Source organism: Xenorhabdus japonica, from assembly GCF_900115195.1.
Taxonomy (GTDB): Bacteria; Pseudomonadota; Gammaproteobacteria; order Enterobacterales; family Enterobacteriaceae; genus Xenorhabdus; species Xenorhabdus japonica.
This window is the reverse complement of sequence record NZ_FOVO01000005.1, coordinates 112,478-139,069: the sequence shown is the minus strand read 5'-3', so window position 1 is coordinate 139,069 and position 26,592 is coordinate 112,478. Positions and strand designations below refer to the sequence as shown.

Genomic DNA, 26,592 nt, shown 5'->3' with positions numbered 1-26,592 from the left:
TGGCAAGATTTAAGTCCTGAACAAACAGTCGGTTATCTCAAAAGGGAAAATATAATATCTTTGCATCATGAAACAGTTTATCGATTGATTTATAAAGATAAACTTAATGGGGGTGATTTATGGCAACATCTTAGGATTGCGAAAAAACCGTATCGTAAACGCTATGGAAATTATGAGCGCAGAGGAAAAATTAAAAACAGAGTCAGTATTGATAAGCGCCCCAAACTTGTTGATAAAAAGCAGCGTATTGGTGATTGGGAAGGCGATACTATTGTTGGTAAAGATCATAAAAGTGCATTATTGACATTAGTTGAACGAAAATCGTTATTTACTATCATAATTAAACTGGAAGATAAAACAGCAGAAGGGGTCGCAAAAGCGGCCACAAGACATTTATCACTGATAAAACATAAAATTAAAACAATTACCTTTGATAACGGCCTCGAATTTGCCGAACACGAACTGATCAGTAAAAATTTAGAGACAAAAATTTATTTTGCTCACCCGTATTCTCCCTGGGAAAGAGGGATAAATGAGAACACGAATGGATTAATCAGAGATTACTTCCCAAAAGGAACGGATTTTAATAAGGTATCAGAGCTGGAGATTCACCTTGTGGCAAACCGATTAAATAATCGTCCTCGTAAGACACGAGATTACAAAACACCGAATGAGTTATTTAAAGGAATACCCACTCATTTACTTCGTTCATTACGGTGTTGCGCTTAATATGTGAATCCAAGCATAATTAATTTATGTTGTGATTTTTTATTAAATACTGACTGCCATATTTTTTCTCCATCCTTATTAAAAGTTAGATAATATTGGTTTCCATTCATATAGCATATTATTCAGCAAGGAGAAATAGGCACATATTTGCAAACATATACCTATCGTCATTGAAGATGGGTATATGTGTTTTCCACCTTCCAGATATTCTCACTACATTATTTATCCCCGTAGGTACGGGGAACACATCGGATATATAACTAAACGCCCATAACTGATCGGTTTATCCCCGTAGGTACGGGGAACACTTAGCATGGAAAAAATGTGCTGAGAATTGTCGCGGTTTATCCCCGTAGGTACGGGGAACACGTGACAACTTGGCGTTTGCCATCAATATCCAGCGGTTTATCCCCGTAGGTACGGGGAACACCCGCCCATAACTGGGCATAAGTCCATTTGGTGCGGTTTATCCCCGTAGGTACGGGGAACACTGCACAGGCGTATTCATGCCATGCGGTGAGTGCGGTTTATCCCCGTAGGTACGGGGAACACGGCTTGAGTACCCAATCCAGTGTCAGCCACGGCGGTTTATCCCCGTAGGTACGGGGAACACAGCCTTAATATCGGCTGGCGTCTTCCATAAGGCGGTTTATCCCCGTAGGTACGGGGAACACTCATTCAGAATAGCTGATGCGTAAACATTAGCCGGTTTATCCCCGTAGGTACGGGGAACACGGCGGCAAAATCATCAGGACACTCATCTCTAACGGTTTATCCCCGTAGGTACGGGGAACACCCGCATATCACGCATTATGCTGTCTCCACTGTCGGTTTATCCCCGTAGGTACGGGGAACACGTGATACAAAATTGAGGAAATCAACATGAGTACGGTTTATCCCCGTAGGTACGGGGAACACGTTGTGTGAAGCCATGAGACAAGGCACGAGAGCGGTTTATCCCCGTAGGTACGGGGAACACTAATGCGCTGGTCAGTGAATGTGGGTTGATGACGGTTTATCCCCGTAGGTACGGGGAACACGGTCTCCGGTGGCAGTTCAGAAGGGTTTTTGAAGGTTTATCCCCGTAGGTACGGGGAACACTAATTTTATCTATCTGTTTTAAAATAACTTTATTGTTGGAAAAAATTCTACCATTTTTAATCGCTTTTTAACTCCTCCAAACTAACCTTCAGAAAGTGGTTTAAACTTCACTAAACGTAGGCCATCAAAATCTATCGGTTCCCTTCTGTTTTCACCAAAGGTCTGAAAATCAAATCCAGATTCGGTATTGGTTTGCCATGCCATAACGGCATTTCCATCTTCGGTAAGCTCTGTGATTTGTTCCCAAATCATTTCTCTGATTTTATGGGAAATATCGCCGACATAAACGCCTGCCCGTATCTCCAATAACCAAATGGCTAAACGTCCCCGTAACCGAGGGGGAACGGCTTCTGTTACAACAACGGTCATACTCATATTTATTGGCTCCTGTGCCCAATATCGCCGATGGATATTGGTTCAGGAATGGCGGGAGGCTGTGCATCAGTAGGTGGGGGAGGGGGAGAAATTTCACCAGCAGCAAGGACTTCTTCAATTAAGGGAATAAGGCGTTTTAGAATTTTTTCTGTTCTGAATTTTTCGCGGCAGGCAATTCTGACTTGTCTGTCAGGTGCAATGCTATTGGTGGCCGCAACTTTAAAAGCGATGGGAACGACGGTATCAAACTTCAGGATATCCGCAATATCATAAACAAATGACAAGGGTTTGCCTGTATGCAGAAAACCAATGGCTGGCGCATAACCAGCCGCCAGAATCGCGGCTTCCGTTACGCCATATAGACAGGAGGTTGCGGCACTGATGCAGCGATTGATTAGATCCCCTTTGTCCCAATCCGTATGATCGTAGTTGCGTCCATGCCACTTTATCCCATATTGTTTTGCCAATATTTGATAGATTTTCCTGACACGAGCGCCCTCTATTCCCCTAAGTTGCTCAATATTGCGTTTTTGGGGAGCAGGTTCCCCAAAACGAAATTCAAACATTTTGCGGACAACTTTTAGTCTCAAATCCTCATCCAGCGCCAGTTTGGCCTGATAAAGCAATCTGTCTGAACGAGCACCTCCCGGCTGCCCTACGGAATAGAGCCTGACACCCGCTTCTCCTACCCAAATGAGCAATGTCCCAGTTGTTGAGGCCAGTTTCACTGCGGCATGGCTGATGCGAGTGCCCGGCTCCAGCATAATGCAGGCGATGGAGCCGACGGGAATATGCATACGTTCACCGTTGACTTCATCAATCACAACGAACGCATTATCTTTGACATCAATACGCCCCATACCGATAAAGATCATCGAATTCCTGTCTTTGATGGGAATGGGTTTTAATGGAATAAATGCCATTACAATGCCCTTATCAGCATTAACCCACAACCAAAGGATTTTGCCCGGCCAAATCCTTTGCGGTATTGCTCAAGAAAAAGCTCACTATCTGATAGGGTAAGCACGCCCTGATAATCTACACTGGAAAATGCCACTTTCTGCCCCGAGGCTTTGAAACTGCGATGTTGGGTGTAGCGTTCAATATCTGGGATGAAATCGAAGCAGATACCCCAATTAGCCAGCCGTTTCTCATCTTGTATCCAAGTTTGGGCGGCTTGTATCATCAATGGTTCAATCTCGTCAGCACTGATACCAGAATCCTGTGCCTGACGCTTGGCATGCATCAGAACATCATGGCGTTGTTGTTTGCGTGAATCTTTATCCGTCACGCAGACAGTAGGATTCATGCGGAGTTTGAATGCCAGCTTTTGCCCGTTATGTAATTGAGGGGCAAAAGGCTTGGTCTGGATCTGAAACCGTGGGGAATTGACAATCGGCGTGGTGGTGGACAACACAAAAAATTCAGGTCTGCCATTTAAATTCCTCTCTTCCCTGAAAAGGAAATTGCGTTCTTGATGTTCTGTAAACAGTTGCCACAAGAGCTGGTGGGAAGAATAGACATCGTTTTTCGTCTGTCGTGATGGTGCTTGTATATGATAAACAGAAGGTCGCAAAGTGACTTTAGACAGATACATGTGTTCCCTCCGTTATCGATAGCTGGTGCATTGTGTATTGCGTAAACTGCCAGCGGCGGCGTGATAATGGTTCATTCCAGAGTCGACTGGTCAATACTGTGGTATCTGGAATATCGATCTCGTCTTTATCTCCCTCCCAGAAGTAGCTCACTACATCATAGTCATAATGGCTTAACAGATAGCGATCAGCTTTCTCTGATTGGGTTAAGGGTGGAAAAGGCGTATCAAGGGCTGTTTTTAATGACGGATATTCTACCAGTTGCGGCATCATCGGAAGTGCCAAAGGGCAGGATTTTCGTCCAAGGCTCAGCGTAAAGATCGGTTTTACCAGCGCGTCGTGCAAGGCAGAAAGTGTGAAACTGGCCTGCTCTGTCAATGAAATGGCGATAATCCACAAGCTATCAGCCCAGTAATCCCGCGAAGACAGTATCGTGTTTAATTTAGATTTATCACTTAACTCACTTTTGCGCGTCAGATGAGTTCGTTTTTTCTCTTGATAGGGAACCTGAGAAGTATGGTAATCCCGCATCAATGAGCCAGTAACGCTCTGTTTGATGGCAACTTTGACACTCTGCTGCAACGCGGCAAGCTGTGTTTCGTCATCACGCCGGATACCCAGCGCTGCGCCCAATAGCCCCAAGATAGCTGAACGGGTGGGATGAATGCTTGTTGGACGACTTTCTCCTACCGCCTCTACTCCCCAACTGGCTAGCGCGCCATATAAGCGAAAGACCAAGTAAGTCTTCATATTGGCCCCTTTTACTCAGTCACGAACTGAACCAACTCAACAAAGCTACCTTTGCCTGTGACGGCATTGATGCTATAGCGTGTATCAGCGCAAGCACCATAAACGTTATCGAAGTTTTTCACCTGTTTTTCCAATGCGGTGATGGCATTGGTTGCCTGATCTTCGCCGTCAATGGGTTTTAAAAACGCAACAGACAGAGAACGGGGCTGATATTCGCCTTTTTCTGCCATCACATAACTGGCGTAAGCGCGGGAGCCGAAGCTGTTTTGTTTACCTGATGGGGCAATTTTGACGGCGGCTTCTGTCAGGGCGGCAATGGCTTTATTTGCCAGTGCTTCATTGCCTGCCAGCGTTTCCATTAATAAAGATTTGTTGATGCAGATATAGCTGTAGAACAGGGCAGCCGCAAAGCCGGTTTCGCCAATATGAGCAGAGCCTGAATCAATTTTGCCATCATTGAGATCGTCCACGGCGGTAAAATAATCATCTTCCAAGGTAACACTGTGGACACTGATAGCATGAGCAACCTGACAGGCTGCTTCGACGCTGTAGGCCGGGCTGGAAGCCAGCATACGACCAAATAGCGCAATATCCACGGCCGTTTTTGCTGTACTCAGTAGCTGCAACTCTTCTTTTTTGGGTGCGCGATTTTCTGCAATAAGTTTGTCTGTCAGCGCAAAGGTCGCCTCTTTTTCAGCCGGGCTGATATGTGCCAGTTGTTCAATTTCCAGCGGTTCATCTTTTTTATTTTTGCCGAAGACTTCTGCGATAAAGACAGCCCAGTCTGTGGCTTGCTTTTCTTTTACTCCCCTATTAAGCAAGCGTTGGTAAACCTGAAAGCCAAAACGTTTAGTGCGAAAACCAAGATGGTCAGCAAGAGCTTCCTGAAACAGATCAGAGGTTCGCCAGTGGCGCTTCAAACTCTGGGAGCTGATCCTTAACCTCTCAAACCCGCCCATTTTAGCGGTCTTAGGACGTCCCAGATCATCACGGTTCAAGTTAGCTGGCGGGTAGGAGGTTAACAGGTGTAGCTGAATAAATTGACTCATTTGGAATTCCTTATAGACAAAAAGCTATTCGAGTTAATAAAAACTATTCGAGTTAAAAAGCGATTTAAGATAAAACGCTATACGGATTATGATTATCTAGCGGCCTTGTAGTAATCCATCGCCCACTGCACGCTGAGGCGTTTATTGGCTCTACGTGGTCTTGGTTGGTGCTGTTCCTTCATCCACTGTTCAATATCTCTGGCGAGGGATAGCACGGAAACCTGACCTTTTAGTTGTTGCAAAATACGCCGCAAACGAATGATAAATTCTTCGGGGGTTTTGGCGGCCTGCAATTGGGCGAAGCGATGTGTGCTGACAATCGGTTTATCATTTTCAGTTTTAGTGCCTGCGGCGGTTGCCAGATTGATGGTGGTGTTGATTTTTACATACACCAGTGTCATGGCAATCATTGCCCATAGGATCATGTTTTTCTGTTTGGTCTCTTCAGTAATCTCTGTTTCAGCCGCGCTTTCTTCAGTAATATTTTCTTCGGTAACGTTTTCTTTGGTAATGCCGGTAATGTCTTTGGGCAAATTGAACCATAGTGCCCGAAAACCTTCGGCCAACGTCACCGCGTCAATATCCTGACAACGCTTTAATTCGGCTTTATAAAGCGTTGGTGCAGGAGTAATTTTTTTTTCTTTCAACTCCGAAGGGGATAAAAACATGCTCTCCCACCAGCGCATTAAGCGACTTTCGCTCAGATTATTCATTGATGACTTCCTTCTGTTTCTTAGATGATTTGGTTTCTATCTTGTGTTCTGTCATAAATGATTTGATATCTTTGGAGACCATCAGCCATTTGGTCAGAATTTGCCGTGCCGCGATTTTTTTAGGCAGATGCTTGGGATCGGTCTCTTCTGACAACACGAACTCATCAAAGAGATCAAAGCAGGTGTTTTTGAGTTGATGGAGCCAGATTGTGGCTTCTTTAGTGGATAAAGAAGAAGCCTTGTGCTGGCTACCGACAATTTGCTGTACCGCCTTAAAGAAGGTGACTTGGGTACGTTGATAGAAAGCCACCTCAATAAACGACATATCGCCTTTGACATCATTTGGACGATTGAACCATGCGCTTTTGATTTGGGTACGACACTGAGTTAATGCATAAGCAGAAAGGTTTTGTAATGTTTTGACCCGCCGGAAAATGGCATCTTTTTTGTCCATTGGCATGGAAAACAGAGGTAAGGTGGTGGAATACCAACCACGGGCTTTCATATTGTCCATATCGTAGCCAAAAACCCATAACCGTGGGGTCGCGCTCTGTTCATTCGCAAAATAGTTACTGAGCTGGTTAAAATGTTCAACAACTTTGGCGGCATCTTGACCATATTCGTTATCGGAAAAAGTCAGGCTATCCCAGATCTTGTAGGTAATACCGCCGGGTTGCCCTTTGACGGAAAGATGTTCTTCATTCGATTTTTTCGGATTCCATCGATAGGGCGTTAAGGGGTGTTTCCATGTGCCAGAGTAATTGTTGCCATAGTTTTGAGTGCGATAACCAGAAACCGACTGACTGGTTGCTTGCCCCGTTAATTGGCAAGTAGCTGGTTTATCGTCTATTTCCAGACAAATTCTCCGTGGCATCGCCCAATACATATGCAGTTCATGAACATTATGGGCGTAGATTTCTGTGCCTGCTTTTTGGCTGATATGGGTTTTTCCCAGCCACGGAAAAATATCTGAACTACTGAGATCAGGGTCTGAGTAAGACCAATATTCTCGATTAATGACATTAAGCCAAAGTTTTTGCCATAGCGAAGCACCCAATTCTTGTGGCTGAATTAACGTTGTTAACGGGCCGCCGCCTCGTAACCCGACACGATGACCAACCCCGCCAGCGGGGGCGTTAATCTGTAATGTGAATAGGGCAATGGCGGCCATTTCAGGGGAAATCACTTCACATTGACCGCGTTTGATAAAGTGGTCGGTATTATCCTTTAATGTTTTTTCACCAGGTGATTCAATTAATAATCCTGAAATGTTGGTGGATTTTCTTTCAGCTAACGAATCAAAATCCTGCATAAACAGCGGGCTATCCCCTGTCAGATTGAAGGCATGTTCCACGCGATTAAAAGCGGTCTGCAAATCGGCTTGTGTGGGGGCTTGCTCATAAAAGTCATGCCACTCGTATTTATCTTCGGGAGCAAAAACTGTTTGCAGCAAGCCTATTGCCAGTTGGTAAGCCGCCCCCTGAAAATCTGCCCGTGGCAGGGAAAAATCCATCACGGCGGGATCGCAGATTGCCGCCAGCGGCAGCTTTTGCTCACCGCCGTTTCTCATTCTAAAAGTCAGCCATGCGTCTTTAACGAGATTCATTATGCCTCCTGCTTAGGGGGTTCATAAAAACCCATGTTGGGATCGTAAGTAAAATTGGGGTCAAGCTCAGGCAGCCAGATTTGCAGGTATTTGACGGTTTTGAATTTCTCCTGTAATCGTTCCACTGCTTGGGAAAGAGACTCTGGTACAGGTTGCAACTTATCGGCAAATTTGTTTTTTGAGAGTTTGACGGTACTGAGTTGAACGGGGAATTTTTCATCATTTATCCACAGTATCAGCTCACCGCTTGCGGTCAGTTTGACCAGCAATACGCTTACCGTTTCGATGTCGCTAAGTCGGGTATTGACATCTCTGTCATCGTCATACCAGCCGCCAGCACTGCGTTTACTGTATTCATAGCTCTGCCATTGCAGGACTTGCGATCGTGCGATGGCGTCTTTACTACGACCTTCCGCTATTGTTTCATTATCTTTGGCTCTGAGTGCATCGGGAATTTGCTCATCCGCACCTTCACTGTAAACTGCTTCGATCAAGGTTCGGGCCTCGGCTGGCATACGAATGGCTCCTAAGCGCAGCAGTTCGCGCAATCCAAGCCATAAACGTCCACCTGAATGATAAACATATTGGGTATTGCGAAAATCTTTGCTCAGCCAATCAGTTTTAGGTTGATCATCCCATTCTGGTGTATGGAGATATAACTCAGGAGCAGCGCGATTGTCGGCAATGCCTTTCTGATATTTTCCCTCTGTATCGCGGGTATGGCGGTGCAGGCGACCAACCCGCTGGATCAAATCATCGATTGGGCAGATATCAGAGATCATTACATCGGTATCAACATCAAGGCTTTCCTGAAAAACCTGCGTTGTAATCAGGATGGTTCCTTGCCGTTTCTCTTGTGTACTTTTTTTGCCAAATATACTCAGTACACGATTTTCGATCGCTTTTCGGTCATGCAAAATAAAGTGGCTGTGGAATAACAGGCATTTTTCCGGCTGATCCATCTGTGGCTGAATAAGCCGGAAGGCTTGCAGAGCATCGTCCACGGAATTGCGAACCCAAACCACACATTGCCCATTTTGAGCCGCGTTCAGGGCGATTTGTACACACTCATCCAGATGGTTCACTGTTTTCACCGCGACGGTACGGCTGACATCCGCGCGACTGTGCAAGGGCGTCTCAATCAGCGGGTTTTCTGGATTCAATGTGACCTGAGTTGCTAATGGAAAGGCCGTTTCCTGCAATTTCTGTGGAGGCATTCCTCCAGCGGATAACCAGATATCCACCAGCCGTTGGCGCTGTTTTAAAGAGAGAGTGGCGGTCAGTAATACGACGGAACCCCCTTGGTGCAAATGCAGGCTCAGCAGACTTTCCAGCAATGCAAACATGTACTCATCTGCGGAATGTACTTCGTCAAAGATCAATACCTTGCGGTTTAGCCCGATCAGCCGGAGAGACTGGTATTTTCTCGGCAAAACTGCAAGCAAAGCCTGATCGATAGTGCCTACGCCAACTGATGCCAGTAGCGCCTTTTTGTTAGAGTCAGCCAGCCATTGATGACACTGCGCTGTTGCGGTGATATCGTCTCTGGTGTAATCACTGTCGTTGTATTCAGAAGTCAGGATGATATCTTGGAAATCATCATTCATCTCACGTGCGCCGTGAGCGAGAACAATGCTGGGCGGTTTGCCGTTTTTTTCCTCGAACATTTTAAGGTAGTGTTTGGCGATCCTGCCAAACATGGCGTTGGATGTTGCCATTGTCGGCAGGCCAAAATAGAAGCCGTCCGCAGCACCGGTCTGCATCAAACGATGGGTCAGGGCGAGGGCAGCTTCTGTTTTGCCCGCACCAGTTACATCTTCCAGAATAAAAAGTTGTGGGGAATCATCAATCGGGACTTCCTCTGCCCATTTCTGCAATGGGGTGGGAGCGAAATGGTAATATTCTTGGATAGAGGTGTAAGGAGATATTACTGGGGTGTTATGGATATCAATGTCATTCAGGGCAACTTTGGCTTGTTTTTGGGTCAGCTGCCAATATTCTGCCAGTGAAAGAGCTTTGGACTGATAACGGAAATGATAACTGTCAGAGCCTATCCAATCTGCCAGTACCACAATACCGGCAAGCTGCCAGCTCACTTGTTTCAGGCGGTACTGCCACTCTTCTGACAGTAATTTTTCCAATGGCAGATAAGGTTGAAAAAGTTTAAGCAGCTCATGGGTAAATGCTGTTGCATCATCAATATTTTGGGGTTCGATAAAATCAACAATCGCTTTACATCTACCATCATCAATGGGTTTACCGTGATGACCGAGCATACACTGCATTAATACCATCAAAGTATCTTGAGCACGGTCTTTTTCTCTGGATTGCAGATTATCGTTTCCCACCAATGCAAACAGTACATCGTCCTGAATTTTCTTCCAGAAAAATAATCCTAGCTGATCATGCCTGAAATTTCTGGAATCGTAGGGTTTAAGCTGATTAGGTTTTATCAGAACGGTCTCTTCTGGCGAATATAATTGCTGAAATGCGGAGGCAAATTTGCCGATATCATGCAGAACCAGAAAGAATGAAAACAGGTTTTGTAGTGATTCTGGTGATAGATCCAAAAAGTTCGCGAGATCTTGGGTGATTTTTTTATGTGGAGCCAATAATAATTGGCCTACAGCTGCAACATCCAGACAGTGATAGGCGAGCAGATGGTAATTTTCATCAGAATATGGATTTTTTTTGGCTTTTCCCCAATATTGAGTGAGGTAAGCAAAATTATTTATTAACTCAGGCATGTTTTTACCTTAAAATAAAATTTCAATCGGATTTTATTAAAAAATACTGTTAATCTTACTTGTGTTCGATATATTGACTGAACCGGAGTAAATAACCATCTGGATCTTGAACAAGGAATTCTCTCTGGCAGGCTTGGGTATCACCTATGTTGTAATAGTTGTCTTTCAGTGGACGATAAAGCTCGATTTTGTTAATTTTTATATTTTCCAGAATTGGGGCGACATCATCCACTTCAATTTGAAAATTGATTCCACGACCTAAAGGCTTGCTAAGTTCTCCGGTATTCCAGCCACTGTTATGAAATTCTTCCAGCATTAATTGTGCTTCTCCTAAGCCTAAATAAACAAAATCAAGATTTTCGCGCCGGATTAGTATCTTGAACCCCAATATTCGCTGATAGAAATCGAGTGAAACAGAGAAATTAGTCACAGTGAGTTCTGGCACCATGCGATTCCAGTAAGTTGTTGCTGTTGTGGTGTTGTTGATCAAGATTTTTACCTGTTTGAGAAAATGTGTTCTGTCACAGTAATGAATTATCTCATTTTAATCGGATATATAATAATTATATGATTTTTTTATTTTCATTAGCACTTTTGTTGATTTTTGTAATAAAGATCACATTTATAAAAATATTAATTTGAGTTTATTAAAAATCTATTATAGAAAAATAAAAAATTTATATTAATAAATAGATTAAAATATATACTTTATCTTTTTGGTTTCTATTTTTTTGTTGAAATTGATAGCCCTTACCTTGATAAATAATTCACTCAATGGCAACGAAATTAGCAGATATTGATTTATGTGAGTCTTTATCTTATTGCTTTGTAGATAATCAGACTGATTATATATACATTGCCTCTATTGCACGGAGTTTCCCTTTAGAGCATGTCGAGATGGTCTTTTTTGAGTGGATAGCACCGATATGTTATTTATATGAATACTCACGCGCCTATTCCCTCTGGATGGACTATTTTTGACCGAAATGAGCTATGAAAAGATATTTTGGTATGTAGTCGAAAGCAGTATAAAGCATCTAAAAAAATAATGGGAAAAATTAAAAACAAAGTAATACGTTATTTTTTTCATAAAAAATTTAAATATGAATGGTTGTTATCTGAGAAAATTTTTTCTGGAAAATATTGTCAATTGAAAGAATTGTATCTGTATGTAATTTGTTAACGTGTGAGTTTAATGGAATGTGTGAAATTAGCAGAAAAATAGAAGAACTAATTTGACTGCTTTATAAGCGAAAAAAATGGTAGAACTTTCCCGCTATAAAAAGTGATTATAAAACAATTGGATAAAATTAGAGTGTTCCCCGTACCTACGGGGATAAACGGTGTTAAAGTATTCTGGTGTTAAAGCTGATTGAGTGTTCCCCGTACCTACGGGGATAAACGCATTAAAGGGCAATATCCTGATGCTCGTCATCGTGTTCCCCGTACCTACGGGGATAAACCGCAACTTGCTATTCACCCATCGCGGGTTATTGTGTGTTCCCCGTACCTACGGGGATAAACCGAAGCAAGTCAAAATTGGCACTCGCTCAATAGCGTGTTCCCCGTACCTACGGGGATAAACCGACTATAGCAATAATCGGTAAAGACAGCCTAATGTGTTCCCCGTACCTACGGGGATAAACCGAACCTGAGTTGAAAACCAATAACGATAACAACGTGTTCCCCGTACCTACGGGGATAAACCGGCGATAATCTATTGGCATTGGCATCTGCTTTAGTGTTCCCCGTACCTACGGGGATAAACCGTGATTCCCGATAGTTTCTATTACTATTCACTCGTGTTCCCCGTACCTACGGGGATAAACCGGATGCAGATACGAATGAGCATAAACATCAGGAGTGTTCCCCGTACCTACGGGGATAAACCGCAGAGAGTATATGCAGGGGGTTTGAATGAAAAGTGTTCCCCGTACCTACGGGGATAAACCGGAACTCAGTTGCGGCTATTTTTTTGAACCTGAGTGTTCCCCGTACCTACGAGGATAAACCGGTGCTGCTATGGCGACAATGATAACAGTCACTGTGTTCCCCGTACCTACGGGGATAAACCGCGAGATATCAAAAGAACCAAGGAAGCGACAAAGTGTTCCCCGTACCTACGGGGATAAACCGTACGCAGGCAGATAACGAGAAACGATATCTGAGTGTTCCCCGTACCTACGGGGATAAACCGGATGATCTTCAACATAGGCGTGATTGATAACCGTGTTCCCCGTAGACAGAGAAATGCAGGGTTTTATCGATCAGAGCTTGCCTGTCATGTGTGGTGACCTGTAACCGAACAGGCATTTTTTCACAATCTTTCCCGCCCGGGGCATAAGCTACACCATTGGTAATCACATCACATTTGAATTTCAGCGGCGCTAAATCACTTTCCTGCAAAACCGATGACTGGTTCATCTCGCCGGAAAAGATATCTTCCACGGTCAGTTCACTATAAGGGGATTCCAGTACAGGCTGGAGCTGGTAGACGATTTTCATTGCCACAACATGATATTCCTCGTCTTTGGTATCCAGCATTTTGTAATTAACCCCAATTCTGTTTAAGCCGTCACTGGAATATCTTTTTCTTCTGAGTAGAAAACTTTCAGTGATGGTTTCTTCTTTTTATGACAATAAGCCATTAACCCCGTTAAAACAGTCAACAGAAATCCTTTCATACTTCGATGACGAGCATGTTCTATTTGACAGATATTTTTTAATTGCCCATTAACCGTTTCGATAATAAAACGCCTTGATCACATTATCTTATCCCAATATTCCAGCACACTCGCTTTCATATTACTCCGCTTTTTCGTGATGAAAGTGACACCGTTTTTCGCTAAATCGTCTGCCACTTCCTGACTAAGATAACCTTTGTCGCCATACAAGGAACCGATTAATTCTTTTGCTAATCAATTTCTTATCCAGAATTCGGGTTAAGGATTTTCAAATTGAGATTTATCGAAACTTTTTGGTGATATTCCGTCAGAAATCTCTTAAATATTAATTAAGAAAGATATTGATGAGAATCAGGAGATGAAGGCCCTTTGATAAAGAACCTTCATATTTGGAGGCTATGTGAGTATGTGAGGATATTCTTGTTTTAAATTTGCTTTTTTTAAACAGTCGTTGCTATTGTTTTAGCTATTACAGGATGAAAATCACGCTTAAAATAAATCAATCCGTGGCCTTCTTCTCTGACCATGATCTGTTTTATTTCCACTAAGTAAACATAGTGAGTACCGACTTCCTGTATCTGCACGATATTGCCTTCCAGATTGGCAAGGGTTCCTTTTAACATAGGTTGCCCCAGTGAGCCATTGTGCCAAATATCCCAATTGAAGCGTTCTTCCATACTAACATTAGTCATGCCGGCGAAATGGCGAGCCAGCGATTTTTGTTCATGATTCAGGATATTGACACACAGATGACCATTTTCCTGAAATACTGGATTCATAGCACTATTGCGATTCATGCATATCATCAGAGTCGGAGGCGTATCTGTTACAGAACACACCGCCGTTGCAGTCATACCACATCGCCCCGCAGGGCCATCCGTGGTGATGATATTCACCGCAGCGGAAAGGCTTGCCATCGCATCTCTGAAACGCAGGCGATGTTTATTTTCTATAGACATAATAGGCCTCCTGCTACTGATTTATTTCAGTAGCTTATCTAACAGGTTAATATCACAGTTATTATGTAAGTGGGGTCTGGTCCAGCCATCCAAATCATAGTCAGAGAGGCAGCGATCCACTAATTCCGTCATTTTTTTCATATTGCCGGAGCCATAGGCATGACGCAGACATTGCAGGCGAATTTCGTCCTGACTGCCAGCATAATTGATTTCGTATAATTCATGGCGACCGCCGAATTCACTGCCAATGGCATCCCACATTAATTTCAAAATCTTAATTCGTTCTACGTGGTCAATACCATTAGAGCCACGGACATACTTTTCAAGATATTTATTGATATCAGGGTTATTCATATCACGCACACTGGATGGCAAATAAATCAAGCCGCTGGTGACATTGCTTTCAATAATATTCTTGATTTTGGTATAAGCCATGGGAGCCATTACGCGATAAGTTTGAATCGCTTGGGTATCGGGCAGATAAGCGCCGTTTTCCCACGGTTTGGACTCTGCCCACATCGCATCTGTCAGTGACCAGAACAGATTGCGCCATGCCACGACTTCGCCCAGATCAGCCTGAACGCCGCGAAAATCCACCACGCCAGTGCATTCAAGGCTTTTTTGCAGCAGGCCCGTGATGAAATCCAGCTTAACTGCAAGGCGCGTACAGGCTTGCATGGGGAATAGCCGTGCAAATCCACTTTGTACTGCCCAATTACGGGCGCGATCAAAATCGCGATAAATTAACACGTTTTCCCATGGAATTAATACCTTATCCATTATAAGGATAGCGTCATTTTCATCAAACCGACTGGAAAGAGGGTAATCAAAAGGTGTTCCGGTAGCACCAGCCACCAATTCATAGGAAGCGCGAGAGATCAATTTCACGCCATCGGCATCCATTGGCGCAACGAACATAAGGGCAAAATCAGGGTTGTCACCAATAACCTGCGCAGAGCCAAAACCGATAAAATTATAGTGAGTCAGGGCTGAATTGGTTGCGACAACTTTGGCGCCACTGACAATAATTCCGGCATCCGTCTCTTTTTCTATCTGGATAAAAACATCTTTAACCTGATCTGCGGGCTTGTGGCGATCAATGGGGGGATTAACAATCGCATGATTGAAATAGATGCAGCTTTCCTGAATGCGCTTATACCAGATGCGGGCATTGTCAGCGAATTGCCCATAATATTCGGGATAGGCTCCCAGTGAGCAGCAGAATGCAGCTTTATAGTCGGGTGAACGTCCCATCCAGCCGTAGTTTTGGCGCGACCATTCGGCAATGGCATCGCGCTGTTGGCGGATGTCATCAGTGCTGGTGGCGAATCGGAAGAATTTGTGGGTATAACCGCCACTTCCGGTATCGGTATCCCAACAGAGTGCATCATGAGTTTCCGGGGCATGCAGGGCATCGTACAGCTGACCAATTGAAGTAGCCGCATTACGGAAAGCCGGATGTGTTGTAACATCTCTGACTCGTTCACCATAGATGTAAATCTCGCGGTCATCTTGTAGTGAACTCAGGTACTCTTTGCTGGTAAATGGGCGTTTATGATCAGCACGCAAATCTTCTAGTTTCATAGTAACCTCATGCTCCGCAGAATCCCCTCATTTTGATTTGTTATCCATATGGGGGTTGGGTGTTAATTTTATGTTTCTTTCATTGTTTGATTGAAGCGACTAACAGGTTTCTATTGAAGAGACTTTCGGAAGGTTTGCTGGTACTTTTCGGTGACTAAGAATAAATTGTTTTGAAAATGTGATCGAGTTGGGGTTTTGAAAATTAAAAAAATCCATATCGTTATATGTCTATTGGATTTCACAGGAACCCAATGCGATTGGGAACGATTTTATTGATGATATCAGGTTATTTATATATGAGATGAAATAATACGAATAAATAATCGTTTCATTTAAACTAATTTTAAAGCCCTTTTTTGCCCCCAACTAAACTATTTTCCCGCCAAACACTGGGTGAGCACCCCACCAACCGATTAAAAAAGCGGGTAAAGTAAGCAGGATCTTTAAACCCAAGTTGATATGCCACTTCAAATACGGGGCTGTCACTAAACAGCAATAACCGTTTTGCCTCTCGTAACAATCGATCAAAGATCAGCTTTTTAGGTGGTCGATTGGTAAAACGTCGGCACATATCTTTCAGGCGTGATTCTGTAATATCCAATTTTTCCGCATATTCTGGCACGGCGAGATGCTGGTGATAATGTTGATCGACCAATTGGTGAAAGCGCTGAAAGAGTTTTAATTCTCCCCTGACACCACCGGAACGGTGATCATCAAGGGGAATCGTGCGCAGCAGAAAGGTAAACAAAGATTGAGCCAGAAATGCCAGTGATTGTTCTCGTCCAGCAAATTGATTGGCTGACTCACGTCCAATCAATGACCAATAATGGTTAAATGTTTCCAGTTCATCGGATTTCTCTGCGACAGAAAGGCAGATAGCCGGAATATCAACCATTTCTCGGTGAGTAGGATAAAGCGAACTGAGCAATGGGGTAATCAATTCCTGACGGACAGTCAGTACATAACCGTCAGTGTCTTCCTGCGTAAAAAAAGCATGGGGGACAGAAGGCGGGGTCAGGATAAACAACGGGGCTTGTACGGAATAGTGCTGTTCGTCCAATTGCAGTTCAATCCGTCCTGTTACCAGATAATGAAGCTGGAAAAAACCATTATGGCGATGCGCCTGCATATCCCGCCCGAAAAATGCCGCCATCCGCCCAAAAGTTTGATAATGAACATCATTCGATCCCTGTGTTTCATCATAGTCCTTGCTGATATCAATATTGGTAATGATAGATTTATCAGCGGTGGATTTGGTGGTGCTGGATTTAGCGTTATTGCGTACAGGCATCGACTTTTCCCTTTGGTATCTTATCGTTGGCTCAGGTATTTGGCATATGAACATGTTGCTCGTTATTTACGGGGTAACCTGTGGCTGTGAATGTTTCATCGGGATCAGAAAAACTATCAACGCACCGATGATCAGTAACCCTGCGACAAAATAAAGCCCTGCGTTGAAATTACCTGTTTGATCTTTCAGCCAGCCGATCAGCAGAGGACTGACGGCCGATCCGACATTTCCAGTTGCATTGATCACGGCGATCCCGATGGCACGGGCGCGCAAGCTGAGCGATTGATCCGGTGTCGTCCAGAATACCGCCATCGCAGTGAACGATCCGGTGGATGCCATAATGATCCCTAATAATTGCACCATACTGTTATTAGTCAGTGAGGTTAAAATCCAGCCTGCAGCGGCAAACAGGTAAGGCAAGGCCGTGTGCATTTTGCGTTCTTGCAGACGGTCTGAGCGACGACTCCAGTAAATCATGCCCAAAATCGTGCAGAACTGTGGAATGGCAGTCAAAATACCAATGACAATATGGCTGCTGTTCTGATTGAAGCTCTGCATAATCTGCGGTGTCCAGATATTAATGGCGCTCAGGGTATTGGTCAGGCAAAAATAAGCGAAGGTGTACATCAATACCATTGGGGTAAAAACTTCGCGCCATAAGCTGGTTTTTTGTTGTTGAATATGTTCATTAGGCCGCATCATAGAAAGATTATCGTTTTCTATCATTTCTTGAAGACATCGCTTATCTTCACGAGTCAGCCACTTGGCCTTTTCCGGTGAATCATCCAGATAAAACCAGACAGCAAAACCAAGCAGAACAGAAGGGAAGCCTTCCAGCAAAAATAACCACTGCCAGCCACGCAGATTCCAGATACCATCCATTTCCAGAATATAACCGGAAATCAGTGAACCAAACGCCATCGTTACCGGCATGGCGATCATAAACAGTGCATTGGCACGCGCACGGTAATAAGCCGGAAACCAATAAGTCAGGTAAACCAAAATCCCCGGTAAAAACCCCGCTTCTGCAATGCCTACCAACATACGCAGGATATACAGGCTCGTCGGGCCAGTGGCAAACATGGTTGCGGTGGAAGCGATACCCCACAACACCATAATAGTGGCGATCCAACGACGAGCACCCACAATGCTTAACATGACATTGCTGGGAATGCCGAAAATGACGTAAGTAGCGTAAAACAGCGTGGCGGCCAATCCAAACATTGTGGATGTTAAACCAAGATCTTTTCCCATCGTCAAACCAGCAAAACCAATATTGATGCGATCCAGAAAAGAGAAAACGAACAGGATAAAGAGAAAGAGGATCAAACGCCGGAATAATTTATTGATCACATTTTGCTGTTGGGTCGTCAGTTTCTTATGCTGATGGGGTGGATTTTCTGGTTTTGGTATGGCGTCAGGTGAAGTGCTCATTGTTGTTTCCTTATTGATTACTTGGTTTTCCTTTAGGCGGGGGATTTGAAATCCTTCAACTTTGATGACAGATGTCGCGATCAACATCTGCCATATTGGGAACTTAAATTAATAAGTATTCGATGATGGTGTATTTTGCTCCCCCTTAATTTTGCCGAAACGCTTTGCCAAAGCGTTGGCTGCTCCGGTTAGCAAGCTGGTATCAACTCCTACGGCAACAAACAGTGCGCCCAGATTGAGGTAATGTTTAGCGACATCAACATTGGTCATCAAAATACCAGCGGCTTTGCCGGAAGATTGGATCTGAACAATGGCTTGTTCAATTGCAGCCAGGACTTCAGGATGCTGTGGGTTATTAATGTGTCCCATATCGGCACTGAGATCTGCCGGACCGATAAACACACCGTCGACGCCTTCGACTGCCGCTATCTCCGGTATGTTTTGCAGAGCTTCACGAGTTTCTACCTGTACCAGTACACACATTTCATCATTGGCGCGGGATAGATAATCAGGGATGCGGTTCCAGCGGGAAGCTCGTGCCAGAGCACTACCTACGCCACGGATACCGGCGGGGGGATAGCGAGTCGCCCTGACAGCTGCGCGTGCTTGTTCCGCATTTTGAATCATCGGGAGCAACAATGTTTGCGCGCCAATATCCAACAATTGTTTGATGAGCACAGGATCATTCCAGGCAGGACGAATGACAGGTTGACTTGGATAAGGGGCAATGCCCTGTAATTGTGCAAGCATGGTAGAAATATCATTGGGGGCATGTTCACCATCAATCAGTAGCCAATCAAACCCTGCTCCTGCCAATATTTCCGCACTATATCCACTGCTTAGTCCAAGCCATAACCCGATTTGTGGATGCCCTGCTTTCAGGGCGTGTTTAAATTTATTTGTTAGCTGATCCATGATTCACCTCAATAGACCTTATATCTCGGAAGACGTTAAACAAAGTGACAGCTAATTGACCCTAATACGCCATAATCCACATGGAAGGTATCACCTTTGCGTGCAGGAATAGGGCGGGTAAAGGAACCGGCCAGAATAATCTGACCCGCTTCAAGCTCGACACCATGCGGGGCCAGTTTGTTGGCAAGCCATGCCACACCATTGGCAGGATGATTGAGAACCGCTGCTGCCACGCCGGATTCTTCGATCACTCCATTGCGGTAGAGCAGGGCACTGACCCAGCGTAGATCAAGTTCATCTGGCTTGATCGGCCGTCCCCCAAGAATCACTCCACCGTTGGCGGCATTGTCAGAAATCGTATCGAATACTTTGCGCGGACGCTGAGTATCGGGATCAATGTTGTGGCAGCGGGCATCGATCAATTCCAGTGCCGGAATGACATAATCTGTCGCGTTATAAACATCAAACAGCGTACAGTTTGGCCCACGCAGGGGCTTTGCCAGCACAAAGGCCAGCTCTACCTCAATGCGTGGCACAATAAAACGTTCGCAAGGAATGTTACTGCCGTCTTGAAAAAACATATCATCCAGCAAGGCCCCATAATCCGGTTCATCAATCTGTGAACTGGCTTGCATAGCCTTGGATGTCAGACCGATCTTGTGCCCTTTCAGAATCAGGCCTTCCCTGATTTTCAAATCCACCCATTCACGTTGAATGGCGTAAGCATCCTCAATAGTTATCTCTGGATAATCCAGTGAGATTTGTCGGATTTGCTCACGGTTTTTCTCTGCCTGATGTAAACGGCGTGCAACGAGAGATACGACTTCTTGCTGTAGCATAGGGTGTTAAGCTCCTTTAGCTTATAGTCCTCCAAAAGCTTATAGTCCTCCAAAAGCTTATAGTCCTCCAAAACAGAGGTATTTCACTTCCAGATAATCTTCAATACCGTAACGTGAACCTTCGCGTCCCAGCCCTGATTGCTTAATACCGCCAAATGGTGCGATTTCGTTGGAGATCAAACCTTCATTGATGCCGACCATGCCACTTTCCAATGCTTCCGCTACCCGATAAATCCGGCCAATATCACGGGAATAGAAGTAAGCAGCCAAACCAAATTCAGTGTCGTTGGCGATGCGAATGGCTTCAGCCTCATCACAGAATTTGAACAGTGGTGCCAGGGGGCCGAAGGTTTCTTCGTGGGCAACTTGCATAGATTCGGTAACATCCGCCAGTACTGTTGGTTCAAAGAACAGGCCACCCAAAGCATGGGGTTTACCACCAACCAGAATACGTGCGCCGTTGGAAACAGCATCATTGATGTGTGCTTGTACTTTTTCTACTGCTGCTTGATTAATCAGAGGGCCTTGTTGTGACGCAAGCTCAATGGCTGGCCCGACATGAAGCTGTTTCACGGCTTGCGTCAGACGTTCGGCAAAAGCATCGTAAATGCCTTCCTGTACCAGAATGCGGTTGGCACAGACACAAGTTTGCCCACTGTTACGGAATTTAGCTGCCATCGCGCCTTCCACTGCGGCATCAAGATCGGCATCATCAAACACAATAAAAGGTGCGTTGCCACCCAGTTCGAGGGAGAGTTTTTTCACGGTATCGGCACTTTGTGCCATCAATAACTTGCCAACACGCGTAGAGCCGGTGAACGAAAGCTTACGCACGATAGAACTTGACGTCAGCACTTCACCAATCGCTTTGGCATCTATTCCCGTTACGATATTCAGTACGCCCGCAGGAATACCAGCCTGTTCTGCCAATACAGCCAATGCCAACGCAGAGAGTGGCGTTTCAGCCGCAGGTTTCAGAACCACGGTACAGCCCGCAGCTAGTGCCGGACCAACTTTGCGGGTAATCATCGCATTGGGGAAATTCCAAGGTGTAATAGCGGCAACAACACCAATGGGTTGTTTAATAGTTGCAAGGCGACGTCCCGGCATTGGGGAAGGGAGAGTTTCACCGTAAATGCGTTTGGCTTCTTCCGCGAACCATTCGATAAAACTGGCACCGTAAGCAATCTCTCCCATGGCTTCGGCATGGGATTTACCCTGTTCTGTACTCATTATTTCAGCCAAGGCAGTTTGGTTTTCCATAATCAGATGGAACCATTGCTTGAGCTTTTGGCTACGCTGTTTGGCAGTCAGTGACCGCCATGCAGGAAGAGCATTTTGAGCCGCTTCAATGGCACATTGTGTCTCTTGGGTTCCCATATCACTGACATTCGCAATTACTTCACCATTAGCAGGATTGGTGACTTCAAAGGTCGCTTTATTTTTCGCATCAATCCATTGACCATTGATATAAGCCTGTTGGCGCAGTAATGATATATCCAAATTACTTGTCATAGTTTCCTCTTTATTCAACAAAATATACCCTTCGTCTTTCAAGTTGCAGCTTTATTGGCTGCATCTTGAAATCCATAGGGATAGACATTAGTGGCTTTAATTATGTCACTTATCACCATCACTCTTTTGCTGAAACAGGTTATGAACGTTATTGGATTTATAATTCAGCACCGGGTCGAGCTCTTCCATAGTGAAAGAGAGGCCAAGATAGCGGCGTGCCATTAATTCGCTGAAATGTGCCTTGATTAAGCCAAACAATATTTCACCGACTTTTTGCCGATCTTCAAGGCTGCGTCCGGCACCAATTTTCAGTGTTATGTGAACGAAGGCATAATCTTGTTTACCATCTGCCATTTGCCATGTATCCAACCAAATAGCGCGGCTGCGGATACCGCCCAGCGGAAAAATGCCCGTATCTGCCAGTAATTGATTCACTTTGGCAAACAATTCCGGCAAATTGGCTTCTTCACGAATATTTTCAGTACATTCAGCGTAAAAATGTGGCACGGTTTTCTCCTGTCAGTTAACAACATGATCTGAATGAGCAACATAAGCCGGCAGCGGGAAAACCGCGTTAACTTGTCCTGTCCCGGAGCTGGCGAACAATTCCGTTAAAAACTCCACTTTGCCGTCATACTTGTCCCATCCGAGCAGACCCAGCAGCATCACGGTATCGTGCATGTTGCCTTCTCCCCGGCAATATTGCGCATATTCCGGCAACATCTTGCAGAACTCCTGAAACTTACCTTCTTTCCAAAGCTGTACGACGCGGTGATCCATCTGTTCATCAAACTCGCGGGTATAGCTGTTCATGCCTTCTTCGGCACGTTGATCTTCAATGAAACTGTGTGACAGTGAACCGCTTGCCAGCACGGCAACTGTGCCATCGTATTTCTCAATCGCCCGTAAAATTGCCTCTCCCAGTTTGCGGCTGTCTTCAAACGCATGGACAGTACAAAAGGCAGATATTGAAATCACCTTGAAATGATGGTCGTTGTTCATATAGCGCATTGGCACCAGCGTGCCATATTCCAGTTTCAGGCTTGGGATTTCGTGTGATTGAGCACGAACCCCCATTTGACGTGCTTCTTCCGCAATCATCCTGCCAAGTTCGGGGTTACCGTCATACTCATAGGTCATATCACGGATAAAATGTGGTAGTTCATTACTGGTATAGATGCCGGAAAAATGGTCGGCACAATTAATATGGTAGGCACTGTTAACCAGCCAATGGGTGTCGAACACGATAATGGTATCAACCCCCATTTCACGGCAGCGCCGGCTGATCTCTTTGTGTCCGTCAATGGCACCTTGCCGACAACCGTGATGCTTGCCCGGTAATTCAGACAGGTACATCGAAGGTACATGTGTAATTTTCGCTGCTAACGCTAACTTTCCCATAAATCCTCACTTGGTATCAGAATGGCAATCCGTGGTTAACGCTGAGATTTATTACATTCCTTATTGCTCAAATTTTTTATTCAAACCTTTTGTTCAAACCGTATGGCTCAAACGCCCCAACGAGGAATAGGATGCTCTCCCATTGAGATACAAACGTTCTTCACTTCGGCAAACACTTCAAAACTGTATTCCCCACCTTCACGCCCTACGCCGGAGGCTTTTATACCACCAAATGGCTGGCGCAGATCGCGAACATTCTGAGAATTGACAAACACCATGCCTGCCTCAATACTACGTGCCAGACGCAAAACTTTGCTGACATCTTGTGTCCAGATATAGGATGCAAGGCCATACTCCACATCATTAGCCATGCGCAGACCATCTTCTTCGCTCTTGAACGGCAGCAAACAGGCTACAGGCCCGAAGATCTCTTCCTGTGCCACGCGCATGTGGTTATCCACATCTGCCAATACAGTAGGGCGCAAGAAGTTGCCATTTTTCAGATGAGCAGGCAAATCAGCAGGTTTATCAGAGCCTCCGGCTAGCAGTGTGGCGCCTTCTTCGATTCCCAGACGGATATAATTGGAGACTTTTTCCCAGTGTTGCTGGCTGATCAGGCTGCCAACCTGAGTTTGGGGATCTTGGGGATCACCGACACGCAGCCGATTGGCACGTTCAGCAAAGCGCTTGACGAATTCAGGGTAGATGCTTTCCTGGATGAAAATGCGGGAACCTGCCGTACAGCGCTCGCCATTGAGAGAGAAAATGGTGAACAGGGCGGCATCCAGCGCGCGTTCGATATCTGCATCTTCAAAGATGAGAACAGGGGATTTTCCGCCCAGCTCCATGGAATATTTTTTCAGTCCGGCATTTTGCATGATCAGGCGACCCGTTGCTGTCCCACCAGTGAAGGAGACCGCGCGCACATCATGATGTTTTACCAGCGCATCGCCTGCGGTGTTACCGTAACCCTGTACCACATTCAGCACCCCGGCGGGAATTCCGGCTTCCAGCACCAGCTCCCCTAAACGGTTGGCAGTCAATGGGGAGAGTTCGGACATCTTCAAAACAGCCGTATTTCCCAATGCCAGACAAGGTGCAACTTTCCACGTTGCTGTCATGAAAGGCACATTCCATGGGGAAATCAATGCGCAAACACCAACAGGCTGGATTAACGTATAGTTGAGCATCTTGTCATCAACGGGGTAAGTACGCCCGTTCATCTGCTGGCAAATTTCAGCGAAAAAATTGAAATTCTGGGAAGCCCGTGGAATCAGGACATTTTGTGTTTGATGGATAGGGAGACCAGTATCTTTAGTTTCCATCGCAGAAATATCGGGAACATTTTGGTCGATCAATTCACCCAAACGGCACATCAAACGGGCGCGTTCTTTCATTGGGGTATTTGCCCATTTTGGGAAAGCCTCTTTGGCAGCCTCAACGGCTTGGGCGATCTCTTCCTTCCCACCCGATGCAACTTCAGCCAGCACCTCACCTGTAGCAGGATTGGTCGTTTCAAAATAGGTTTTGCTGCCGATATTCTTGCCATTGATCCAATGGTTAATCATGGTCATAACAAACTCTCCTCATATTCCTGCTGGCTGACGATGTAATTCACCAGACGCCCAATACCTTCGACTTCCACAATGACTTCATCTCCCGGAACAACGTTGGACAGCCCTTTGGGCGTTCCTGTGGCGATCATGTCGCCCGGTTGCAGTGTCATGAAATCGCTGAGATAGCTGATTAAGAAAGGAATATCGAAGATTAAATCGGCTGTTGTGCCTTGTTGGCGAAGATCACCGTTCACCCATGTTTTCAAGGTCAGATTATGAGGATCAGCAATCTTCTGCTTATCTATGATCCAGGGGCCGATTGGAGTGAGCGTATCGCGGCTTTTTACTCGCAGATTGGGGCGATAATAATTTTCCAGATAATCACGGATGGCGTAATCGTTACAAACGGTATAACCCGCAACGTAATTCATAGCTTCTTCTTTGGAAACTTTGTGGGCTGGTTTACCAATCACGACAACTAATTCTGCTTCATAATGCATGTATTCCACATTATCAGGACGAACAGAAAATTGACGGTGCCCTGTTAAGCTATTGGCTGCCTTGATGAATACCAAAGGTTCTTCCGGTGGCTTAAACTCCAGCTCTGTTGCATGGTCGGCATAGTTCAATCCCAATGCAAACAGAGTTCCATTAGCGGGAGGAAGCCATAAAACTTCGTCACCGCTTACCGTATTTCCATCCGGCAGAAGGATATTGCCCTGTTCGTCAATGTTGACATTTAGATTTTGGCCTTGATAAAAAATTTTGGCGTATCTCATTCTTGACCTCCAGCCAATACAATCGTATTTTCCAAATTAGGGAAACCTTTGGCACTGACTGTGATTTTGTCGGCAGGATGGAGAGTGACGCGCTGGTGGGGAGTTCCCAATAGAATTGCATCACCCTCTTTTAAAGTTGCGAATTCACTTAATGCTGCCAATAATTCTGGTGCTGAACGGACAAGATCTTGGGTAGACCAGCGATCAACTTCGTGTCCGTTAATTTCGGTCACGATATCGAGTGATTCCACTGAATGGGTCTTGATCATTTGACCCATCGGACAAAAACCGTCCCGGCATTTTTCTTTGATGGCGGGACGATAAAATGAAGTTTCTGGCAGGCTAATTTCGTTTGCCAATGCATAACCTGCAATATATTGTTCTGCATTCTGAACTGAAACTTTGCGTGCTGTTTTTCCAATCAACAGTGCCAGAGTTGCTCCACTTTGCACCATTTCACCGATGGGATAAGGAATAACATCCCCTGAGTTAATTAAGGTATTGCGAGGTTTGATAAACCAAATCGGCGTTTTTGGGAGGGATTTATAAGGTACTTCGTGAAATGTCTCATGCCAGAAACTGATTTGGCTACTATGGTTGAGGGCAACGGCAAAGACAGTGCCTTTCATTGACAGCTCCTTGAAACCTGAATGACGTATGGCAAGATGATTTATTAATAAGGCATGTGGTAATAATCTTCAATATGTTAGATAAATTGTTAATTTTAATTGTGATCTATGTAACAATGCTTTGTTCGCGGTTGTTTTTTATACAATAAAATCTGCCATTATATTGTTGATAAAGTCATTTGAGATCAAATCTAACCATTATTAGGTTATCTTTTTAAGATTTTAAGCGAGGAGTTTTTTATTTTCTTGTTTATATTGAATTATTTTTATGAGGGGGTAATCAATAAGCATGATATAATCTTTATTACTTTATGTATTCCACTGTATGAAATCTGAAGTTG

The 26,592-nt window shown here is 44.8% G+C and carries 24 protein-coding genes, 1 pseudogene and 2 CRISPR repeat arrays; of the genes and pseudogenes, 2 read left to right on the top strand and 23 right to left on the bottom strand.

Features of this window, described 5'->3' with window-relative positions:
- On the top strand, nucleotides 1-729 hold a 729-nt coding region (locus BM135_RS03755; protein ID WP_092517958.1), incomplete at its 5' end, for an IS30 family transposase.
- A gap of 218 nt (nucleotides 730-947) precedes the next feature.
- Nucleotides 948-1,830: a CRISPR direct-repeat array (repeat unit 29 nt; unit sequence CGGTTTATCCCCGTAGGTACGGGGAACAC).
- 81 nt (nucleotides 1,831-1,911) lie between these two features.
- On the opposite strand, the gene cas2e is transcribed toward BM135_RS03755, so the two are convergent.
- From cas2e to BM135_RS03710, 9 genes are all read right to left on the bottom strand, one after another.
- A complete protein-coding gene (cas2e, locus tag BM135_RS03750) occupies nucleotides 1,912-2,205 on the bottom strand; it encodes a type I-E CRISPR-associated endoribonuclease Cas2e (protein WP_092517956.1) in 294 nt (97 codons plus the stop codon).
- A 2-nt stretch (nucleotides 2,206-2,207) separates the two neighbouring features.
- The gene (gene cas1e / locus BM135_RS03745; protein ID WP_092517954.1) at nucleotides 2,208-3,128 is read right to left on the bottom strand and encodes a type I-E CRISPR-associated endonuclease Cas1e; all 921 of its coding nucleotides are present in this window, start codon (nucleotides 3,126-3,128) and stop codon (nucleotides 2,208-2,210) included.
- Entirely contained in the window at nucleotides 3,128-3,802 is a 675-nt protein-coding gene (cas6e, locus tag BM135_RS03740; RefSeq protein WP_092517952.1) for a type I-E CRISPR-associated protein Cas6/Cse3/CasE, read from the bottom strand. The genes cas1e and cas6e overlap by 1 nt, the downstream gene beginning before the upstream one ends.
- Nucleotides 3,789-4,550: a type I-E CRISPR-associated protein Cas5/CasD gene (cas5e, locus tag BM135_RS03735; RefSeq protein ID WP_092517950.1), complete on the bottom strand. Its 762-nt coding sequence runs from the start codon at nucleotides 4,548-4,550 to the stop codon at nucleotides 3,789-3,791. Before cas5e ends, cas6e begins: the two co-directional genes overlap by 14 nt.
- An 11-nt stretch (nucleotides 4,551-4,561) precedes the next feature.
- On the bottom strand, nucleotides 4,562-5,599 hold the full coding sequence (cas7e, locus tag BM135_RS03730) for a type I-E CRISPR-associated protein Cas7/Cse4/CasC (RefSeq protein WP_092517948.1): 1,038 nt from the start codon (nucleotides 5,597-5,599) through the stop codon (nucleotides 4,562-4,564).
- 92 nt (nucleotides 5,600-5,691) lie between these two features.
- Entirely contained in the window at nucleotides 5,692-6,312 is a 621-nt protein-coding gene (casB, locus tag BM135_RS03725) for a type I-E CRISPR-associated protein Cse2/CasB (RefSeq protein ID WP_092517946.1), read from the bottom strand.
- A complete protein-coding gene (casA, locus tag BM135_RS03720; protein WP_092517944.1) occupies nucleotides 6,305-7,918 on the bottom strand; it encodes a type I-E CRISPR-associated protein Cse1/CasA in 1,614 nt (537 codons plus the stop codon). Before casA ends, casB begins: the two co-directional genes overlap by 8 nt.
- Nucleotides 7,918-10,665, bottom strand: coding sequence for a CRISPR-associated helicase/endonuclease Cas3 (locus BM135_RS03715; protein ID WP_092517942.1), 2,748 nt, complete (start codon nucleotides 10,663-10,665; stop codon nucleotides 7,918-7,920). Before BM135_RS03715 ends, casA begins: the two co-directional genes overlap by 1 nt.
- 55 nt (nucleotides 10,666-10,720) lie before the next feature.
- A complete protein-coding gene (locus BM135_RS03710; protein WP_092517966.1) occupies nucleotides 10,721-11,113 on the bottom strand; it encodes a bleomycin resistance protein in 393 nt (130 codons plus the stop codon).
- A gap of 326 nt (nucleotides 11,114-11,439) precedes the next feature.
- On the opposite strand from BM135_RS03710, the gene BM135_RS17885 reads away from it, so the two are divergent.
- A complete protein-coding gene (locus BM135_RS17885; RefSeq protein WP_422646149.1) occupies nucleotides 11,440-11,646 on the top strand; it encodes a DUF7079 family protein in 207 nt (68 codons plus the stop codon).
- A 334-nt stretch (nucleotides 11,647-11,980) separates the two neighbouring features.
- Nucleotides 11,981-12,862: a CRISPR direct-repeat array (repeat unit 29 nt; unit sequence GTGTTCCCCGTACCTACGGGGATAAACCG).
- A gap of 8 nt (nucleotides 12,863-12,870) precedes the next feature.
- Here BM135_RS17885 and BM135_RS17880 read toward each other — a convergent pair.
- From BM135_RS17880 to BM135_RS03640, 14 genes and pseudogenes are all read right to left on the bottom strand, one after another.
- Entirely contained in the window at nucleotides 12,871-13,209 is a 339-nt protein-coding gene (locus BM135_RS17880; protein ID WP_422646148.1) for a DUF2169 domain-containing protein, read from the bottom strand.
- A 23-nt stretch (nucleotides 13,210-13,232) separates the two neighbouring features.
- Nucleotides 13,233-13,583, bottom strand: a pseudogene (locus BM135_RS03700) (transposase); the annotation flags it as partial.
- Between the two features lie 206 nt (nucleotides 13,584-13,789).
- On the bottom strand, nucleotides 13,790-14,308 hold the full coding sequence (hpaC, locus tag BM135_RS03695) for a 4-hydroxyphenylacetate 3-monooxygenase, reductase component (RefSeq protein WP_092517940.1): 519 nt from the start codon (nucleotides 14,306-14,308) through the stop codon (nucleotides 13,790-13,792).
- 21 nt (nucleotides 14,309-14,329) lie between these two features.
- On the bottom strand, nucleotides 14,330-15,892 hold the full coding sequence (gene hpaB, locus BM135_RS03690) for a 4-hydroxyphenylacetate 3-monooxygenase, oxygenase component (RefSeq protein ID WP_092517938.1): 1,563 nt from the start codon (nucleotides 15,890-15,892) through the stop codon (nucleotides 14,330-14,332).
- A gap of 343 nt (nucleotides 15,893-16,235) precedes the next feature.
- Nucleotides 16,236-17,183 (bottom strand): 4-hydroxyphenylacetate catabolism regulatory protein HpaA, encoded by a 948-nt coding sequence (gene hpaA, locus BM135_RS03685; protein WP_092517936.1) that lies wholly within the window; start codon nucleotides 17,181-17,183, stop codon nucleotides 16,236-16,238.
- A gap of 66 nt (nucleotides 17,184-17,249) precedes the next feature.
- Complete coding sequence (gene hpaX / locus BM135_RS03680) at nucleotides 17,250-18,617, bottom strand: 4-hydroxyphenylacetate permease (protein WP_092517934.1); 1,368 nt, start codon at nucleotides 18,615-18,617, stop codon at nucleotides 17,250-17,252.
- A gap of 108 nt (nucleotides 18,618-18,725) precedes the next feature.
- Nucleotides 18,726-19,532, bottom strand: coding sequence for a 4-hydroxy-2-oxoheptanedioate aldolase (hpaI, locus tag BM135_RS03675; RefSeq protein WP_092517932.1), 807 nt, complete (start codon nucleotides 19,530-19,532; stop codon nucleotides 18,726-18,728).
- Nucleotides 19,533-19,567: 35 nt separating this feature from the next.
- Nucleotides 19,568-20,371 (bottom strand): 2-oxo-hept-4-ene-1,7-dioate hydratase, encoded by an 804-nt coding sequence (gene hpaH / locus BM135_RS03670; RefSeq protein WP_092517930.1) that lies wholly within the window; start codon nucleotides 20,369-20,371, stop codon nucleotides 19,568-19,570.
- Between the two features lie 57 nt (nucleotides 20,372-20,428).
- On the bottom strand, nucleotides 20,429-21,886 hold the full coding sequence (locus tag BM135_RS03665) for an NAD-dependent succinate-semialdehyde dehydrogenase (protein ID WP_092517928.1): 1,458 nt from the start codon (nucleotides 21,884-21,886) through the stop codon (nucleotides 20,429-20,431).
- A gap of 105 nt (nucleotides 21,887-21,991) precedes the next feature.
- Complete coding sequence (locus BM135_RS03660) at nucleotides 21,992-22,393, bottom strand: 5-carboxymethyl-2-hydroxymuconate Delta-isomerase (RefSeq protein ID WP_092517926.1); 402 nt, start codon at nucleotides 22,391-22,393, stop codon at nucleotides 21,992-21,994.
- A 12-nt stretch (nucleotides 22,394-22,405) separates the two neighbouring features.
- Nucleotides 22,406-23,287 (bottom strand): 3,4-dihydroxyphenylacetate 2,3-dioxygenase, encoded by an 882-nt coding sequence (gene hpaD / locus BM135_RS03655; protein WP_092517924.1) that lies wholly within the window; start codon nucleotides 23,285-23,287, stop codon nucleotides 22,406-22,408.
- A 107-nt stretch (nucleotides 23,288-23,394) separates the two neighbouring features.
- Nucleotides 23,395-24,861 (bottom strand): 5-carboxymethyl-2-hydroxymuconate semialdehyde dehydrogenase, encoded by a 1,467-nt coding sequence (gene hpaE / locus BM135_RS03650; protein WP_092517922.1) that lies wholly within the window; start codon nucleotides 24,859-24,861, stop codon nucleotides 23,395-23,397.
- Entirely contained in the window at nucleotides 24,858-25,622 is a 765-nt protein-coding gene (locus BM135_RS03645) for a fumarylacetoacetate hydrolase family protein (protein WP_092517914.1), read from the bottom strand. The genes hpaE and BM135_RS03645 overlap by 4 nt, the downstream gene beginning before the upstream one ends.
- Nucleotides 25,619-26,251 (bottom strand): fumarylacetoacetate hydrolase family protein, encoded by a 633-nt coding sequence (locus tag BM135_RS03640; protein ID WP_092517912.1) that lies wholly within the window; start codon nucleotides 26,249-26,251, stop codon nucleotides 25,619-25,621. The genes BM135_RS03645 and BM135_RS03640 overlap by 4 nt, the downstream gene beginning before the upstream one ends.
- Nucleotides 26,252-26,592 lie beyond the last annotated feature (341 nt).

Bases quoted from the DNA above. Each gene is read 5' to 3' on its own strand.
- BM135_RS17885 (WP_422646149.1), top strand. From the start codon at position 11,440: ATGGCAACGAAATTAGCAGATATTGATTTATGTGAGTCTTTATCTTAT.
- cas6e (WP_092517952.1), bottom strand. From the start codon at position 3,802: ATGTATCTGTCTAAAGTCACTTTGCGACCTTCTGTTTATCATATACAA.
- cas1e (WP_092517954.1), bottom strand. From the start codon at position 3,128: ATGGCATTTATTCCATTAAAACCCATTCCCATCAAAGACAGGAATTCG.
- casA (WP_092517944.1), bottom strand. From the start codon at position 7,918: ATGAATCTCGTTAAAGACGCATGGCTGACTTTTAGAATGAGAAACGGC.
- cas5e (WP_092517950.1), bottom strand. From the start codon at position 4,550: ATGAAGACTTACTTGGTCTTTCGCTTATATGGCGCGCTAGCCAGTTGG.
- cas7e (WP_092517948.1), bottom strand. From the start codon at position 5,599: ATGAGTCAATTTATTCAGCTACACCTGTTAACCTCCTACCCGCCAGCT.
- casB (WP_092517946.1), bottom strand. From the start codon at position 6,312: ATGAATAATCTGAGCGAAAGTCGCTTAATGCGCTGGTGGGAGAGCATG.
- BM135_RS03640 (WP_092517912.1), bottom strand. From the start codon at position 26,251: ATGAAAGGCACTGTCTTTGCCGTTGCCCTCAACCATAGTAGCCAAATC.
- hpaB (WP_092517938.1), bottom strand. From the start codon at position 15,892: ATGAAACTAGAAGATTTGCGTGCTGATCATAAACGCCCATTTACCAGC.
- BM135_RS03710 (WP_092517966.1), bottom strand. From the start codon at position 11,113: ATGGTGCCAGAACTCACTGTGACTAATTTCTCTGTTTCACTCGATTTC.
- hpaX (WP_092517934.1), bottom strand. From the start codon at position 18,617: ATGAGCACTTCACCTGACGCCATACCAAAACCAGAAAATCCACCCCAT.
- hpaD (WP_092517924.1), bottom strand. From the start codon at position 23,287: ATGGGAAAGTTAGCGTTAGCAGCGAAAATTACACATGTACCTTCGATG.
- BM135_RS03665 (WP_092517928.1), bottom strand. From the start codon at position 21,886: ATGACAAGTAATTTGGATATATCATTACTGCGCCAACAGGCTTATATC.
- hpaC (WP_092517940.1), bottom strand. From the start codon at position 14,308: ATGTCTATAGAAAATAAACATCGCCTGCGTTTCAGAGATGCGATGGCA.
- BM135_RS17880 (WP_422646148.1), bottom strand. From the start codon at position 13,209: ATGCTGGATACCAAAGACGAGGAATATCATGTTGTGGCAATGAAAATC.
- hpaA (WP_092517936.1), bottom strand. From the start codon at position 17,183: ATGCCTGTACGCAATAACGCTAAATCCAGCACCACCAAATCCACCGCT.
- cas2e (WP_092517956.1), bottom strand. From the start codon at position 2,205: ATGAGTATGACCGTTGTTGTAACAGAAGCCGTTCCCCCTCGGTTACGG.
- hpaI (WP_092517932.1), bottom strand. From the start codon at position 19,532: ATGGATCAGCTAACAAATAAATTTAAACACGCCCTGAAAGCAGGGCAT.
- BM135_RS03715 (WP_092517942.1), bottom strand. From the start codon at position 10,665: ATGCCTGAGTTAATAAATAATTTTGCTTACCTCACTCAATATTGGGGA.
- hpaH (WP_092517930.1), bottom strand. From the start codon at position 20,371: ATGCTACAGCAAGAAGTCGTATCTCTCGTTGCACGCCGTTTACATCAG.
- BM135_RS03645 (WP_092517914.1), bottom strand. From the start codon at position 25,622: ATGAGATACGCCAAAATTTTTTATCAAGGCCAAAATCTAAATGTCAAC.
- hpaE (WP_092517922.1), bottom strand. From the start codon at position 24,861: ATGACCATGATTAACCATTGGATCAATGGCAAGAATATCGGCAGCAAA.